Genomic DNA, 15,352 nt, shown 5'->3' with positions numbered 1-15,352 from the left:
GAACCTCCTTCGCCTTTGCCCCATTCTCGCCATGCTCTTACCGCCTTCCGACCCGGACGGAAATCAGTGCAGGTCCGGGCTCACATCACCGCTCACGTCGTCGCTGAGGTTCAGCGGTGCCTGCTGGTTTTTCTGCACGTAGGCCTCGTTCATGACATGCTTGCGCTCGTAGGAAGAAAGGCTTCCCATGGAGAGAAGGTTCTCCGCAAGTTCCTCGAAGAAACCCGCCTCCTTTTCCATCATCGGTGCGGCGGCGCCGACGCTCGGAAGCAGAGCGCTCAGCACTCCCTTGCGCTTCTTCAGTAGGTCCGCGGCGTCTCCGGCGCGCCCCTCGTCGACGAGACGGATGGCCTCCTCACGGACTTCGGCGTTCTTCGCAAGTTCCGCCTGGGCCAGAATGTTGCGGTCCAGGTTCGCTGCCACTTCTTTCGCGTCCTTCGTGAAGGTCACTTTCACAGGCAGCGTCATCCGGCGGGAAGCGCCCGTGGTCGCATCCACATACTCAAGCTCCACCGTCGCGGCGTCAAGGACCGTTCCTGCCTCGCCCCGGGGCAGCTCAAGCTCGAAGAGGGCGTATTTCTCGCCCGTGGCGTACAAGTTGTCGATGACCGTTTCCATGCTCACCGCATCCCGCGTCCCCTCCCGTCCGAGAATCCCCAGCGGACGCACACCGTCGGCGCACCGGAGCCGAAGCCTCACCTTCCTCGCCGTCACGGTCACCGCGTCCTGCATGTCCCGGGCGAAGATATCCGGAAGCATCTCCGCGTGCCGGGCAAAGTAGGCATTGCCTCCACTCGCCGCCGCAAGGGCGGTCATCAGGTCTTCATTGTAATCCAGCCCGAGCCCGATGGTGGTGATGGTCATCTCCTCCCGGGCAAGTTTTCTTCCGAGCCGGGCCAGTTCCTCCGCAGACGAGGGGCCTACGTTGGCGATGCCGTCCGACAGAAGAAGAATCCGGGGAAGAAACCCCTCCTCCACGAAGGATCGCAGCTCCTCTGCCCCGGTGAGCACGCCATCGTACAAGGCCGTGGAGCCGCCGGGCTGCAGACGACGGATCGACCGGGACAGCCGTGTGTCCTCCGCTCCCCTGCCGACTTCCCTTCCGGGGAACAGGACCCGGGCTTCGTCGTCGTAGGCCACCACGGTCACCGCATCGCTCGGCAGGAGCATCCGAAGCACCTCCATCGCTCCGATCTTGGCGTTTTCCATCTTGCGGTCCGACGCCATAGACCCCGACTTGTCCAGCACGAGCGCCACCGCCAGCGGCGCCCGCCTGCTTTTCACGCTTCCATCGGACCGCACCAGGGCCCGCACGATCACCCGCCGCCCGCTTCCACTCTCCACCACCGGCGTGTCCGGCTGTACCTCAAAACAAACCGGAACAGTCTCTTCCGCAAAAACCGCGCCGGGATTTCCGGCAAAGACCGCCAGCACCGCCGCCACCCCCAAACCCAACCCGAACCGCAGAAAACCTTTTCCCTTCATACCCCTCACCTCCCGGGAAAAGGGTACGCCCGAGAACGGGAGGATGTGTCATGGCCATGTCAGAAGCTTGTCACGAGGATGTAAACTATGAGCACATCCCAGGATTCCGCCCGATGCGGAACGCGATCCCCGCGAGGGCACCGCGGTGGGGAGCGGGCGGCACGACCGGAGATGGATGTCTCCGACCAGGCCGGAAAGAACGCAGGCATGGACCGGACAGAAACCGACATGTCGAAAGGATGATCCTTCATGTTTCTCATCGAAACGGCACGGCTCGCACTTCGCCGCATGACGACCGACGACGCGGCGTTCATCGTCCGACTGCTCAATCAGCCGTCGTTTCTCCGCTTCATCGGAGACAAGGGAGTCCGCACGGAAGAGGACGCCCGCCGCTACATCGAGGAAGGGCCTCTCGCGAGTTACGGACGTCACGGCTTCGGCCTCTTTCTGGTGGAGCTTCGAGAGGCGTGTACTCCCATCGGCATCTGTGGTTTGCTGAAGCGGGACACGCTGGAAGATGTGGATCTCGGTCTCGCCTTCCTCCCCGAATTCGAGGGAAAGGGGTTCGGCTTCGAAGCCGCCGACGCCACCCTGGGCTACGGCTATGGGACGCTCGGTCTCGAAAAAATCGTGGCCATCGTTTCGAAGGACAACGCCACGTCCATTCACCTGCTCGAAAAGCTGGGACTCCGTTTCGAAAAAGCACTTCCGCCCACGCCCGAGGGCGCGGAAATCCTGCTCTACGTTCCGGGGAGCCTCCCGTCACAGAGCATGCGATCCTGACACAACGGACCTCTGGAAAGCGCCGGACAGTGTGAAAAACACGCCCTTGTTCTCCGCGCCGCACGCAACCGGAAGCTATTTCGGGAAGGCGATCCGTCGCATGAGCATGAAGCACGTACCATTTGCACGCTTCCAACGGCGAAAAGAGTTCTTGTACGGGCCGGGCGTTCCGCCCGGACATACTCCACGAAAAGGAGCAGAAACGACATGACCGTTCTCGGCGACTCCTGCAGCAACACACCTGCAATGAAGGAGCTTTTTCACCTCGATCCTTCACTGATCTTTCTGAACCACGGCTCCTTCGGCGCCTGTCCGAAGGAGGTTTTCGCCGTCTTCCAGGAATGGCAGCGAACGATGGAAAAAAACCCCGTGGAGTTTCTGGGGCGCCGCTCCGCCGAGCTGCTCCGACAATCGCGAGAGGTGCTCACCCGCTACGTCGGAACCCGGCCCGAAAATCTGGTCTACGTCACAAACGCCACCAGCGGCGTCAACACCGTGGCCCGGTCGCTCGCTCTGATGCCGGGGGACGAGATTCTCACCACCGATCACGAGTACGGCGCCTGCGACAACACGTGGCGTCACGTCTGCCGCCGCACCGGCGCCCGCTATCTCCCCGTGACGATCCCCCTGCCCTTTCGGGCGGAGGAGTTCGCCGAACGCATCTGGGCTGAGGTCACTCCCCGGACACGGATGCTCTACCTGAGCCACATCACCTCCACCACGGCCCTGATCTTTCCCCTGGCGGAACTCTGCCACCGTGCGCGGGAAGCGGGCATCCTCACCCTCATCGACGGCGCCCACGCTCCCGGCCACATCCCGCTGGATCTCGACACCCTCGGCGCTGATTTCTACACGGGCAACTGCCACAAATGGCTCTGCGCTCCCAAGGGTTCGGCCTTCCTCTACGTTCGTCCCGAACACCACGAAACGATCGACGCCACCGTGGTGAGCTGGGGCTACAGCGACCATGTTTCAGGGCACACAGGCTTCGACGCCTACACGGGCTCCACCGTGCTGGAGCGCCGCCTTCAATGGCAGGGCACGCGCGACATCGCGCCCTTTCTCTCCGTTCCCGCGGCCATTTCCTTCCAGGAACAGCACGGCTGGGAGACAGTGCGCCGGACGTGTCACGCGCTCGCGGCGGAAACACTCCGGCGCGTCTGCGACCTGACGGGCCTGTCCCCGGTCTGCGGAGAAAACGATTTCGGCCAGATGGTCGTCCTTCCCGTTCCACCGACGGACCCGGACCGACTGAAAGAGACGTTGTTCGACCGTTTCCGCATCGAAGTCCCCGTGACCTCCCACGGAAATCGTCTCTTCGTCCGCCTCTCCGTTCAGGGCTACAACACGGAAGAGGACGCGGACGCGCTGATCGAGGCAATCCGGAACCTTTTCGCACGCTGACCGAACGGGGACGGAGCCTTTTCGCCGGGCCGAGCGGTCCTTTTCCGTCGAAGGACAAATCTTCGGCTCAGGGAGCGAATGGGAGAACGCAGCCCCCTCCGCCGCCACAAGTGTTCACGTTCTCGTTCCCGCCTTCGTGTCGTAAGCCGGGCTTATTCGGAAATGCGGAAGGCCGCGCCCTTGAGCGCGGCCTTCCGTGCTGTTTTTGCTTCAACGTCACATCCGCCCGTTTCCCTCAAACCCTCTCCAGAGTCAAAAAGGGGACGTCGCAGACACTACCATTCTCAGTGCTTGCCATCGCACCCCCGGTGTGCCGCCCGGTCCCTCCGGGCCAGGTGAGACGGTTCGATGGAGATCTTCTCCCCCTCCAAAAGCTGGATGAGCCCTTCCCGGGAATATTTCTTCTGCCGCTCGCAGTAGGCCTCACACCCCTCGGGACAATGGCTGATCTTGTCCTCCGGTTCCGTGTAGGTGCAGATCACGCCCTCGTAGTTGCGCAGGACCACCCGTTTGTCCGACATGGAGACGACATAGTTGGGAAGAACGGGGATCTTGCCGCCGCCACCCGGCGCGTCCACGATGAAGTAGGGAACGGCCAGACCGGAGGTGTGTCCCCGAAGGTATTCCATGATCTCGATACCCTTCGCCACGGAGGTGCGGAAATGCTCGATCCCCGTGGAGAGGTCGCACTGGTAGATGTAGTAGGGGCGGACCCGCAGGGTGAGCAGTTTCTGGTTCAGTTCCCGGAACGTGTAGGGGCAGTCGTTGACGCCCTTGAGGAGCACGGACTGGTTTCCCAGGGGAATACCCGCGTCGGCGAGTTTTTCGCAGGCTTTCCGTGATTCCGGCGTGATTTCATGAGGGTGATTGAAATGGGTGTTCACCCAGAGCGGGTGATATTTCCTGAGAATCGAGCAGAGATCGTCGGTGATGCGCTGCGGCATGACCACCGGCGTCCGGGAGCCGAAGCGGACGATCTCGATATGGGGAATCCGGCGCACTTCACCGAGCACCCAGTCGATCAGCTCGTCGCTCACGAGGAAAGGATCGCCGCCGGTGAAGAGGATGTCCCGGAATGTAGGAGTCTTTCGAAGATAGTCGATGGCGGGCTTGAGATACTCCTTCGTGTAGGCCTTGTCCGTCTCCCCCGCCTTGCGCCGCCGTGTGCAGTGACGACAGTACATGGAGCACTGATCCGTGAGCATGAGAATGCCCCGGTCGGGATAGCGGTGCGTCAGCCCGGGCGCGGGAGAATCGATGTCCTCGTGGAGAGGATCCTCCAAATCCGTGGCGGCAATGTGCGTCTCCTTGAGCGTGGGCACCGCCTGTTTCCGGATGGGGTCCTCGGGGTTTGCCGGATCGATGAGCGAGGCGTAATAGGGCGTGATGGCCATGCGGAGCTTGTTCAGGCTCTGCTCGATGACCTTCGCCTCGTCATCCGTGAGGGGCAGCACCTTCCGGAGCTGTTCCACCGTGGTGATCCGGTTGGCAACCTGCCACTTCCAGTCGTTCCACTGTTCCGGAGCGACATCCTTCCACAGTTCGACGCTTCGATACTCCCTCATGCGAATTACCCCCTTCCGGTCGGACCGTCTCTCCGCACTGTCCGACCACTCCATGGAACGTCCCCCGCACGGGCGTGCTCCGTTCCTTTTCTACCCCACGCATGTGCACAACAACGGATCATGCGGCACCTCGCGCGCCACAAAGCTCCACTGCCGCAGCGATGTAGCCGTCGCAGGCATCGAGGATATCCGCAACAGGACAGACCTCGTTCATGGAATGCGCCAGGGCGAGATCTCCCGGCCCGAACACCACCGTCTCGATTCCCGCCTCGCTGAGAAGTCCCCCGTCGCTCCAGGCGGGAAACAGTCCGAGCCGGGATCCGCCGCGACGCTCGGTCATGAACGCCACAAGGGACTGCACAAGCGGAGACGACGGGTCCGTACAGAGAGGCGGGTTGTCACCGGGATGGACCTCCCGATCCCGCATGGGAACCACTTGGGCAAAAAAGTCCGGATCCTTTCCGGAAAGGTCCTCCAGCAGTTCCGCGATCTCCGCCGTGACACCCTTCGAGGACTCTCCGGGGATCCATCTCCGGTCAAGCTGAAGAAGACAGCTTCCCGCCACGGTGCTCGGCTGGAGCCCTCCCTCGATACGCCCGAGGTTGAGCGTCGCCGGTCCCGCGATGGGATGCACCCGCTGCGCGATTTGGGGAAGAAGCCTCTCCGTCAGGGCCGTCACGACGGCGTTCATTTTCACGATGGCATTGATGCCCCGTTCGGGCGCACCGCCGTGGGCATAGCGTCCCTGTACGCGGATTTCGAGCCATTCGAGCCCTCGATGTCCGTGGTGAATCTCAAGCTGCGTGGGCTCCCCAACGATAGCGTAGCGCGCCCGGACACCGCTCTCCAGAAGCGCCCGCGTTCCCGTGCTCCACCACTCCTCGTCGGCCACCGCGGAAAAAAGGAGCGGCTTCGACAAACGCACACCGGAGCGGCGCAACGCCACAAGCGCCATGACCATGGCTGCCACAGCCCCCTTCATGTCCACGGAACCTCTTCCGGAGAGCATACCGTTCACCACGGCACCGCTGAAGGGATCGCCCTCCATGCCGTCCACGCCCACCGTGTCGAGATGTCCGTTCAGGAGGAGTCCCGCCTCGCCGCCGTTCCAGGGGTCCGTTCCTCCGCCCTTGCCTCCGATGGAGGCGAGAACGTTCCAGTGTCCTTCGCCCAGGGGAACGAGACAGCTTTCCACTCCGTTTTCACGCAGGAATCCGTGCAGAAAGGAAGCAATTTCCTCCTCTGGCTTCGGCAAGCCATGGCAACTCGGAATCGACACCAGCTTCCCCGCGAGAGCCACGATTTCTCCATCGTCCGCACAGGCCCGAACCTCTTCGGCGAAAGATCTTCTCAAAGCACCCATCGTCGTCTCAGATCCTTTCACGTCTTCGGACGGATCCCGGCCTCGAAAACCATCAGGTCCTTCAAAAGGCTCCGCATTCTTCCATGTGTCGGAAGCGCGTTTCCTGCGGAAGAATCTTCTTTCGTTCCGCTTCCTTCTCCACACGAGCCAAAACCTTTCCGTCGCGTCAAGCCCCAGGATTTTTGCCGATTTCTCACGATGCCGCGACAGATTTCACCAGCGAAGAAACGCTCCCGAACAAACAAAGACACCCCTCGGGGAACAAGCCGCACGGCAAGCACGAATTGCATACATCTTGCCACTTCCACTCCGCCTTGTCAACGCGCCCCGCAGTACCGGAGAGCGAGCAGCAGGTAAGCGCGAAGTCCTTCCGCGAGTTCCTCGGCGGTGATGTATTCCTCCGCCGTGTGCGAGCGGGAGATATTCCCCGGTCCGTAAACCACGGTGGGAATACGTCCGTACCGACTCAGAAGGGCCGCATCGGTCCAACCGCGCCGCGTCGACAGAGAGGGAGGCATGCCCCTCACATCCTCCAGGACCGAGAGCAGGGTCGTCACCAGAGGATCCTCCGGCGACGTCTCCAGAGGAACATGATCATAGATGCGCATGAGGTTCTCGGGCATTCTCCGCAGTTCCGCCTTGAAAGTAGGATCCTCCCGGGCAAGGTCGTCGAGAATCGCCTGATATTCGGCGAGGATGCTCTCAACGCTCTCATCGGGAAGATAACGCCGATCCAGCCGGATCAGACAGCGATCCGCCACGGTGCTCGGCTGCGTTCCGCCGTTGATGGTGCCAAAGTTCATCACCGACTGCCCCATGGCGGGGTGCGTCCGCCGGCGCAGTTCGGGAACGATTCTTTCCTGGACACACTTCACGAAGGATGCGGCATGAACGATGGCGTTCACCCCGGCTTCGGGAATGGCCCCATGCGCCCGTTTCCCGAAAAACTCCACCTCGATCCACTCCAGACCCCGGTGGCCGATGGAGTACTCCCCCGCCGAAGGCTCTCCCACAATGGCCCCGTCCGTGCGAAATCCCGAGGCGACGAGGGTCTCGCACCCGTCACTGTTGGTCTCCTCCGCGAGGACTCCGGCGAAGCAGAGATCTCCCTCGGGCACAATACCGGTGCGGGCGAAGGCGGCAAGAGTGAGAAGCATGGTCGCTACGGGACCCTTCATGTCCACCGCGCCCCGTCCGTAGAGGCGATTCTCCTGCCTGAGACCGTCGAAGGGGGGCACGGTCATGTCGAAGGGAGGAACCGTGTCGAGATGTCCCACCAGGGCAAGGCTTCTCCCTGATCCCGCTCCGTGAATGCGGGCGATCACGTTGTACCGCTCACCCTCGACCCTCTGAAGTTCGTAGGGAATCCGCTCTGCCTCGAGAAAGGCGACAATGGCCCGCACCACCTCGACTTCTTTCTCCGGAACTTCCCAGTGACTGGGGATACGAATGAGCCGGGCGGTCAATTCCATCGCCTCGTCGGTACCGGTCGCGGCAAACAGCCGCTCCGACATGCGCTCCTCTCGTTCTTTCACCTGCACTCCTCCTTTCTTCCAGAAGAAACCGAGGGGGGAGGCTCCCCCCCTCGGTGCACACCTTTCAAAAGCGACTTAGATACAATGCACTTTTATCCATCCTAGTATGCGGGGAGTCTTTTGGCAATGCAACGCAACAATTCTATTTTCTGGCGGCCTCGATGGCGGCAATGACGTCCCAGAACTCCTTCGGCATCAATCCTTCTTTTTCCGCTTTTTCGTAGAAACCTTGCGCTTTCTCGATAAGCGGTTTTCTGTCCATGTCAACGAAGGTCGCCTTGTATTCCGTTTCGGCCTCCTTGAGAATCGCCGCCGCCGTGGCGTCGAGACCTCGGACGTATTCCGCACCCGCTTCGTTGCAGGCCTCCACAAGAGCATTGCGAATTGCCTCGGGAAGCGTAAAGAACTTGTTCTTGTTCATGTAAAACGCGATAGTCTGGGGATATTCGTCGGTTTTTGTGATGTAGGGTGCCACTTCCGCGAACTTCGTGTCGTTCACGAGCGTGACCGGAGCCGTGACGGACTCCACGAGTCCCTGCTGCAGGGCAAGATAGGTTTCGGACCAGGCGATCACCGTGGGGACCGTTCCGAGGTACTCCCACACCTTGATTTCGAGATCCGAGGGATAGAAGCGAAGTTTCAGCCCCTTCAGATCATTCCAGGACTCGAGGGGTTTCTTAGTGCAAATGACCCGGAAGGGTCCTCTTCGCCAGGTCCACTCCGTGTTGAGATAGATGACACCGGCCTTCTCCTCCAGTTCTTTGAAGACTTCCTGAGCGTACTCGCTCTTCAGGAAACGAACGAAATGTTCGAAATCGTCGTAGACGAAGGGAGGTGTGAAATAGTCGATGCGGGGAACGTACACCCGAGCGCCCAGAACAAGCGTGTCGGCGATGAGATCCACGGCACCCATGTTCATGCTTTTAAATACGGTCTCATCCGTGCCGAGAATTTCGGAACCGAAGATCTTCACCTCGGCCTTGCCTTCGCTCTTCTCTTTCACAAGCTCGACGAATCGCTCGAATGCCTTGAACTCCGGGCTCTGAGGACCCATCTTCGTCGCCATACTGATCTCGAACTCTGCCTTGGCCCAGGCCACACCCGAGAAAGGCAGCGTCAAAACCAACGACAGTATCAGAACGCCGAAAAACAAAAACGAACCGCTCCTCTTCATGTTTTTCCCTCCTTGTCCCGTTCCGAAAGACCTTCCAACGACCCACGAGCACCGGTGGAACATCGCAAAGCGGAAACATGTCCTCTCGTTCCGCTCCGTCGCCTCCCCGCACCATCGGGGAAAAGGCGCGCATATTCCCGCGCCTCTCCGGGAAAACCTCCTTACGCCGTCCCTTCTCTTTCCGGTTTCAACACCAGAAACTTGATCGTTCCGATCAGCCCCAGGAGCATCCCTAGCACAAAGGGGAGCGTATACCACTTGTATGCCAGGGGTAGCGTGGAAAGAGAACTCTGGTGATCGCCCCGGAGATAGACGTTCCATCCGTAGCGAATCGCCAACACCGCAAAGGCGACCACAACCAGGGACGTGAGAACATCCACCCGTCGGCGCCACGAAGGCGACAGCCACTTCTCGTAGAAATAATCGATGACAATGGTCTCCCGAACGTAGAGATACCATCCGACTCCCAGAAAGACCGCCCAGTTGGTCAGGAGTGCAAGCATGCCCGGAACCCAGTTCTGGGGCATGCCGAAAAAGTACCTGCTCACGATGCGGAAGCAGTCGAGAACGAACACTCCCGCCAGGGCTGCGACGGCAACGACGAAGGCGCCGCGAGCAAGGTGATCGGTAATCCGGAAAAATCCTTTCATGCTCTTTCGTCCACCTCCTTCGGTTCAGAATACCTCTCTGCTCCGTCTCGGGCGCAATCGGCGTACGCGACCTCCTCCGGGAAACGCTCCGGGCCTCCCTATCGGAAAATCAGGTTCGGCAGGAACGTGGTGATGGAAGGAACGAGAACCAGTACGACAAGAGCGACGAAAAGCGTGACGACGAAAGGGACGAGCGAACGGACCAGTTCGTTGTATTTCACCTTGCCCACGCTGAGCATGACGAAGATGCCCGATCCCACCGGAGGCGTGACCATGCCAATCATGTCGTTGAAGACAATGACCACTCCGAAATGAATCGGATCGATGCCGAAGACGGGCAACAGGGGCAGGAAGATGGGAATGGTGATGATCAACGTGGCGATGCTCGGAATGAAACAACCGTTGAGGAGATAGAACACGTTCACGAAGATCCAGAAGAAATATTTATTCCCTCCGCAAAACGCGATGATCCAGTTCGCCAGGTCCACGTAGACCCGTTCCCTGCTCAACACCCAGGTGAAGGCGGACGCGGCGGCCAGAATGAACATGACCTGGGCGATGGAGACGAGACTCTTGGCGAATCCCTCGTGCCACAGTTCCTTCAGAGTCGCCTCCCGTCGCACGAGAGCGAGGAGGACGATGTAAAGCAGCGCCAGAGCGCCCGCCTCGCTCGGGCTGATGACGCCAAAGGCAAAACCGCTGAGAAGGATGACCGGGGCGAAGAGCGCGGAGAGATTGCGCCCGAAGGAGCGCGCCTTCTCCCTGTAGGTAAGGCGCGGCACGAGGGGAGAATGGACCTTTCCCGTCACGCTCAGGTAGTAAACCACAGCCATGAGGGAGACACCGATGAAAATACCCGGCACCAACCCCCCGAGAAGGATCTTCGAAATGGATTGATTGGCGAGCACTCCATAGATGACCAGGCTGATGCTCGGGGGAATGATGGGACCGACCACGGCGGAGGCGGCGGTGACGGCGGCGCTGAAATCCCTCTTGTAGCCGTACTCCGTCATGGCCTTCATTTCAATGATGCCCAGACCGGCGCAGTCGGCGATGCCCGAGCCGGACATGCCCGCGAAGACCATGCTCGCCAGGATGTTCGCCTGGGCAAGTCCTCCCCGAATATGTCCCACCATGTCCGTGGCGAATCCGAAGATCCGCTCGCTCAGTTTCGTGGCGTTGGCCACGTTTCCGACCAGGATGAAGAGAACGATGGCCAGATAGTTCACGTTCTCCACGGTATTCTGCAGCGTCATGATCAGGACTTCCACGGGATATCCCGCCAGGAAGACGCTGACGAAGGCGGTGAATCCCAAGGACGAGGCCACGGGTGCCCGCAGCAGAATGAGAACGAGAAAGAGGGCGATGGAGAAAAGACCGATCATGGCTGACACCTTCTTTCCTTGTTCGGAAGCGTCGGAATGGCTCCAGGGGACTCCCCTGGAGCCATTCGTTCCTACCGGACCGGAACCACACCCGCAGAGCCTTCCACCGCCGTGTCTCTCCTCCGTTGCTTCCGCAGGATCCGCCGCCGTTTCTCCGTGGCTTCCTCGTCCAGATCGCCCTTCGGTCCGAAAACGACTCCGTACTGTTCCCTCGCCTCTTCGGAAGAGAGGTAACCACCCTTCAAGTCTTTCCGCAGAGCCGCAAGATCCCGATCCAGGGGATCGCCGTATCCGCCGCCGCCCGGGGTGACGCAGGTCACGGTATCCCCGTAGTCCAGAAAGGTCACGTCACCCATGGCATACTCAAGGACGTGCTCCTTCTCCGTGCCCTCGTTGACGATCCATTTTCCGGGTTTGCCGGGCATTCCCCCCGCCATGCCCTGGGGAGGGACTTTGGACTTCTGGGAGGTGTGAAAGAATTGTGCCTCGTGACCAAGCACCTTCCATCGCCTTCGTTGAGCCAGGCCACCCCGATACTGCCCCGCTCCTCCTGAATCGGGCAGGAGGGAACGTTCCAGAAAAAGCACCGGAGCTTCGATCTCCTGGGCTTCCACGGGAGGAACAGGGCAGTTCGTCACGTGGCAGGACATGACGGAGATGCCGTCTTTTCCCGGCCGTGCCCCCAGTCCGCCGGGAACGATCTCGCCCCAGTACTGGCGATGCCCTACCTCCCCACCCCTGGGGTGAGTCTCCATGTTGACGGCGGAGCAAAAATCGTAGAGACAACCGCAGGAGTCGGCCATGACCTTCCGGGGAATCGCGTTGCCAAGGGCACCAATGATGAGATCCACCAGCACGTGAGCCGTTACCATCCGCTGAAAGCAGCCGTTGGGCATGGTGCAGTTCACCAGCGTCCCCTCAGGCGCGACGACCCGAATCGGACGCTGACATCCCTGATTCGTCGGGATCGACGGGTCCGTCAGTCCTCGCATGGTGTAGTAGGCAGCGGAAATGGTGGCGGAAAGAGGCGAATTGATGGGCCCCCTGACCTGGGGATCCGTCCCTGTGAAGTCCAGGGTAATGTTGCTCCCTTCGACACGGGCCGCGACCTTCAGTCGATAGGGACCGCCCTTGTAGCCGTCGTCGAGGAGCAGCTCTTCGTGGGTGTAGACCCCGTCGGGAATCCCTTCGATCGCCTTTCTCGTCAGCCGCTCCGAATAGTCCAGCAGCTCCTCGACCGTCTCCTGCACCACCAGAAGGCCATACTTCTCCACAAGATCGTTGAAACCCTGGATGCCCATCTGGCATCCCGAGACCTGGGCGAGAAGATCTCCCTTCATATCCCGGGGAACTCGCGTGTTGTTGAGGATGATGTTCCACACCGCCTCGTTTCTTTTCCCCTTTTCGAAGAGCTTCACCGGTTCGAGGAGGAGCCCTTCCTGCCAGATCTCAACGGTCCAGGAGTCCCCGGTCCAGGTGCCACCAATGTCCCGATGATGCAGCATGGTGACGGAAAAGCCGACGAGTTCGAGTCCCTTGAAGAAAATGGGCGCCACCATGATGAGATCCTTGGTATGGTGACTTCCCAGGGAGGCACCGCCCGCGTAGGGATGATTGGTGACGATCAGGTCACCGGGACTGAGCGTCTCCTTCGGAAAGAACTTCGTCAGCACCGTGTTCAGGGCAGGGCCGAGGCAATTCAGGTGAATCGGGATATTCGCCCCCTCCGCAAGCAATCGGCCATCCCTGTCGAAGATTGAGGACGAACAGTCCCGCATTTCCTTCACGATCGTGGAATAGCTGCTCCGGATCATGGCGGCGGACATCTGTTCTGCGATGGAGCGAAATGCGTTGTTCATCACTTCCAGAAGAATCGCGTTGGCCACGTTCTGTTCCCTCCTTCGTGCCCGTCTTCGCTCCGTTGTGCGCGATGCGCTTCCCGGCCTCGCCGGTCAGCAGTTCGTGTGGATCAGGACGTTCCTCAGCCGGTCCACGGAGGCCTTCTGGTTTGGATAGACCACGATGGTCCCCCCCATTTCGCCGATCACGGCGGGCCCCTCGACAATCGTGCCTGGCTCGAGTGTGTTGCGGTTGAAGACGGTCACATCCCGTTCCCTGCCGTCGAAAAATGCCTTTGCGGCAAAAGGAGCGAACGAAGGAACTCCCGTTTTCCAGGAACGCATCTCTCCCAGCAGCGGCTTCCGAGTGATCCCCAGAGCACTCACCCGATAATTCACGAACTCGAGCGGATCTTCCCTCATGCTGTGACCGTAGATCCGCTCGTGGAGGGCATGGAAGTGCTCCACCACATTCCCGAATTCCTTCCGGCCGAGCACCCCCGAGGGGACGGAAATGCTCAATTCGTAGGCCTGACCAAAATAGCGGATGTCGCAGGTGCGGAGGAGTACCCGATCCTCCAAAGCGATGCCCTCCCGTTCGAGTTCCGCCATGCCCTCGCACTCGAGGGTACGGTAGATTTCCGTGAGGCTCTCCAGGTCGATCATGTCCTCCGTCGCCAACCGGGTGTGGACGTAGTCGTGCTTCAGGTCCGCCAAAGTGAGACCGAGGGCCGAAAAGGTTCCGGGCGAATAGGGCACGAGCACCCGGGGAATCTCCAACTCCTCCGCCAGCTTGCCCCCATGCAGCCCTCCCGCACCTCCGAAGGCAACAAGAGTGAAATCCCTGGGATCATGTCCCCGCTCCACCGAGACAAGCTTGATCGCCCGAATCATGTTGGAGTTCACCACCTGAAGGATGCCCTCGGCAGCCTCTCGAATCTCCATGCCGAGAGGACCGGCAATGTGCCGTCCGATGGCCTGTTGTGTTTCCTCGTGCACTTCCGTCAGGTCCTCCAGGAACACTTCGGGGCGGATTCTTCCGGTGATGAAATTCGCGTCCGTCACCGTGGGAAGAGTGCCGCCCCGACGGTAACAGACCGGGCCGGGATAGGCACCGGCGCTCTTCGGCCCGACCTTGAGGGCGCCTCCGCCGTCGATCCAGGCGAGGCTCCCCCCTCCCGCACCGATATAGCTCAGATCCACGGTGGGGACGCTGATGGGATAGCCCTCCACGTCACTGTTCATGGCGAATTTCAGGGTATTGTCCTGGATGAGCGACACGTCGCAGCTCGTTCCGCCCATGTCGAGGGTGATGAGGTTCGCCAGCCCCGTGAGCTTCCCCAGATGGTTCGCCGCAATGATGCCCGCGATGGGCCCCGAGTTGGCCACGTGAACCGGCTTCTTGTGAGCGGCCTGAAAGGTCATAACGCCGGCGTTTCCCTGCATGATGAAGAGCCGGGGAGTCATTTTCTCCACGGCGGTCTTCTTCTCGAACTCCATCAGATGCGACACCATATTGGGCATCATGTAGGCATTGATGACCGTGGTGGACGTCCTCTCGTACTCCCGGAATTGCGGATTGATCTCCGAGGAAAGCGTCACGAAGAGATGGGGAAATTCTTCCTGGGCTATTCTGCCGATGATCTGCTCGTGGACAGGGTTCGCGTAGGCGTGCAGGAGGCAGACCCCGAGGGACGTCACGTTCCGGGACACGAGTTCGTGCAACACCCGCCGTACCTCCTCCGGGTCCAGGGGAGTAAGGACATTGCCCTGAAAATCGATACGTTCGGTCACCTCGAAGCGAAGATCCCTCGGAACCAACGGTTCCGGCTTGTCCAGGAAAAAATCGTAGATGTTCCTGTCCCGGAACGCCCGACCTATCTCCAGTACATCCCGGAACCCTTTGGTTGTCACCAGTCCGGTCGCTTCCGACTCCTTCTGGGCAATCATGTTCACCACAATAGTGGTCCCATAAACAAGTTCCCCGATCTCTCCGGAGTCGATGCCCGCTATGTCCGATGCCTTCCGGATACCCTTCTTGATACCGTCGAGAAGTGCGCCTGTCGTCGTGGGCGTCTTGGTGGAATAGAGTTCCCCCGTGTCAAGATCGACCAGAACGATGTCCGTATTCGTGCCTCCCGTATCGATGCCGATGCGGTACATACCTTCT

General features: G+C 60.4%; 11 protein-coding genes. 2 read left to right on the top strand and 9 right to left on the bottom strand.

Annotated elements, in window-relative coordinates; all coding sequences use genetic code 11:
* Positions 1-63 precede the first annotated feature (63 nt).
* Positions 64-1,485, bottom strand: a complete 1,422-nt coding sequence (locus K349_RS16480; RefSeq protein ID WP_026368798.1) for a vWA domain-containing protein — start codon at positions 1,483-1,485, stop codon at positions 64-66.
* Positions 1,486-1,734: 249 nt separating this feature from the next.
* Between K349_RS16480 and K349_RS0105270 the strand changes: the two genes are divergently transcribed.
* Positions 1,735-2,268 carry a GNAT family N-acetyltransferase gene (locus tag K349_RS0105270; RefSeq protein ID WP_026368797.1) on the top strand — a complete coding sequence of 178 codons (534 nt, stop codon included), beginning with the start codon at positions 1,735-1,737 and terminating at the stop codon, positions 2,266-2,268.
* 207 nt (positions 2,269-2,475) lie between these two features.
* The gene (locus tag K349_RS0105265; RefSeq protein WP_211240326.1) at positions 2,476-3,672 is read left to right on the top strand and encodes an aminotransferase class V-fold PLP-dependent enzyme; all 1,197 of its coding nucleotides are present in this window, start codon (positions 2,476-2,478) and stop codon (positions 3,670-3,672) included.
* Positions 3,673-3,956: 284 nt separating this feature from the next.
* Here K349_RS0105265 and kamA read toward each other — a convergent pair whose 3' ends face one another.
* The 8 genes from kamA to K349_RS0105220 all read right to left on the bottom strand — a co-directional run bounded on the left by kamA (position 3,957) and on the right by K349_RS0105220 (position 15,345).
* Positions 3,957-5,237, bottom strand: coding sequence for a lysine 2,3-aminomutase (gene kamA, locus K349_RS0105260; protein WP_026368795.1), 1,281 nt, complete (start codon positions 5,235-5,237; stop codon positions 3,957-3,959).
* 118 nt (positions 5,238-5,355) lie between these two features.
* Positions 5,356-6,600, bottom strand: coding sequence for a M20 family metallopeptidase (locus K349_RS16475; RefSeq protein ID WP_026368794.1), 1,245 nt, complete (start codon positions 6,598-6,600; stop codon positions 5,356-5,358).
* A gap of 317 nt (positions 6,601-6,917) precedes the next feature.
* Positions 6,918-8,135: a M20 family metallopeptidase gene (locus tag K349_RS0105245; protein ID WP_026368792.1), complete on the bottom strand. Its 1,218-nt coding sequence runs from the start codon at positions 8,133-8,135 to the stop codon at positions 6,918-6,920.
* Positions 8,136-8,277: 142 nt separating this feature from the next.
* Complete coding sequence (locus K349_RS0105240; protein ID WP_026368791.1) at positions 8,278-9,309, bottom strand: TRAP transporter substrate-binding protein; 1,032 nt, start codon at positions 9,307-9,309, stop codon at positions 8,278-8,280.
* A gap of 161 nt (positions 9,310-9,470) precedes the next feature.
* On the bottom strand, positions 9,471-9,959 hold the full coding sequence (locus K349_RS0105235; RefSeq protein WP_026368790.1) for a TRAP transporter small permease: 489 nt from the start codon (positions 9,957-9,959) through the stop codon (positions 9,471-9,473).
* 98 nt (positions 9,960-10,057) lie between these two features.
* Positions 10,058-11,344, bottom strand: a complete 1,287-nt coding sequence (locus K349_RS0105230) for a TRAP transporter large permease (RefSeq protein WP_026368789.1) — start codon at positions 11,342-11,344, stop codon at positions 10,058-10,060.
* 71 nt (positions 11,345-11,415) lie between these two features.
* Complete coding sequence (locus K349_RS0105225) at positions 11,416-13,230, bottom strand: hydantoinase B/oxoprolinase family protein (protein ID WP_026368788.1); 1,815 nt, start codon at positions 13,228-13,230, stop codon at positions 11,416-11,418.
* Positions 13,231-13,296: 66 nt separating this feature from the next.
* Positions 13,297-15,345 (bottom strand): hydantoinase/oxoprolinase family protein, encoded by a 2,049-nt coding sequence (locus K349_RS0105220; RefSeq protein ID WP_026368787.1) that lies wholly within the window; start codon positions 15,343-15,345, stop codon positions 13,297-13,299.
* Positions 15,346-15,352 lie beyond the last annotated feature (7 nt).

Origin of the sequence: Aminiphilus circumscriptus DSM 16581, from assembly GCF_000526375.1 — a bacterium.
GTDB classification, from domain to species: Bacteria; Synergistota; Synergistia; order Synergistales; family Aminiphilaceae; genus Aminiphilus; species Aminiphilus circumscriptus.
The sequence above is the reverse complement of the archived record's forward strand: the minus strand, read 5'-3'. Positions and strand labels throughout refer to the sequence as shown.

Bases quoted from the DNA above. Each gene is read 5' to 3' on its own strand.
- K349_RS0105220 (WP_026368787.1), bottom strand. From the start codon at position 15,345: ATGTACCGCATCGGCATCGATACGGGAGGCACGAATACGGACATCGTT.
- K349_RS16475 (WP_026368794.1), bottom strand. From the start codon at position 6,600: ATGGGTGCTTTGAGAAGATCTTTCGCCGAAGAGGTTCGGGCCTGTGCG.
- K349_RS16480 (WP_026368798.1), bottom strand. From the start codon at position 1,485: ATGAAGGGAAAAGGTTTTCTGCGGTTCGGGTTGGGTTTGGGGGTGGCG.
- K349_RS0105240 (WP_026368791.1), bottom strand. From the start codon at position 9,309: ATGAAGAGGAGCGGTTCGTTTTTGTTTTTCGGCGTTCTGATACTGTCG.
- K349_RS0105230 (WP_026368789.1), bottom strand. From the start codon at position 11,344: ATGATCGGTCTTTTCTCCATCGCCCTCTTTCTCGTTCTCATTCTGCTG.
- K349_RS0105270 (WP_026368797.1), top strand. From the start codon at position 1,735: ATGTTTCTCATCGAAACGGCACGGCTCGCACTTCGCCGCATGACGACC.
- kamA (WP_026368795.1), bottom strand. From the start codon at position 5,237: ATGAGGGAGTATCGAAGCGTCGAACTGTGGAAGGATGTCGCTCCGGAA.
- K349_RS0105235 (WP_026368790.1), bottom strand. From the start codon at position 9,959: ATGAAAGGATTTTTCCGGATTACCGATCACCTTGCTCGCGGCGCCTTC.
- K349_RS0105265 (WP_211240326.1), top strand. From the start codon at position 2,476: ATGACCGTTCTCGGCGACTCCTGCAGCAACACACCTGCAATGAAGGAG.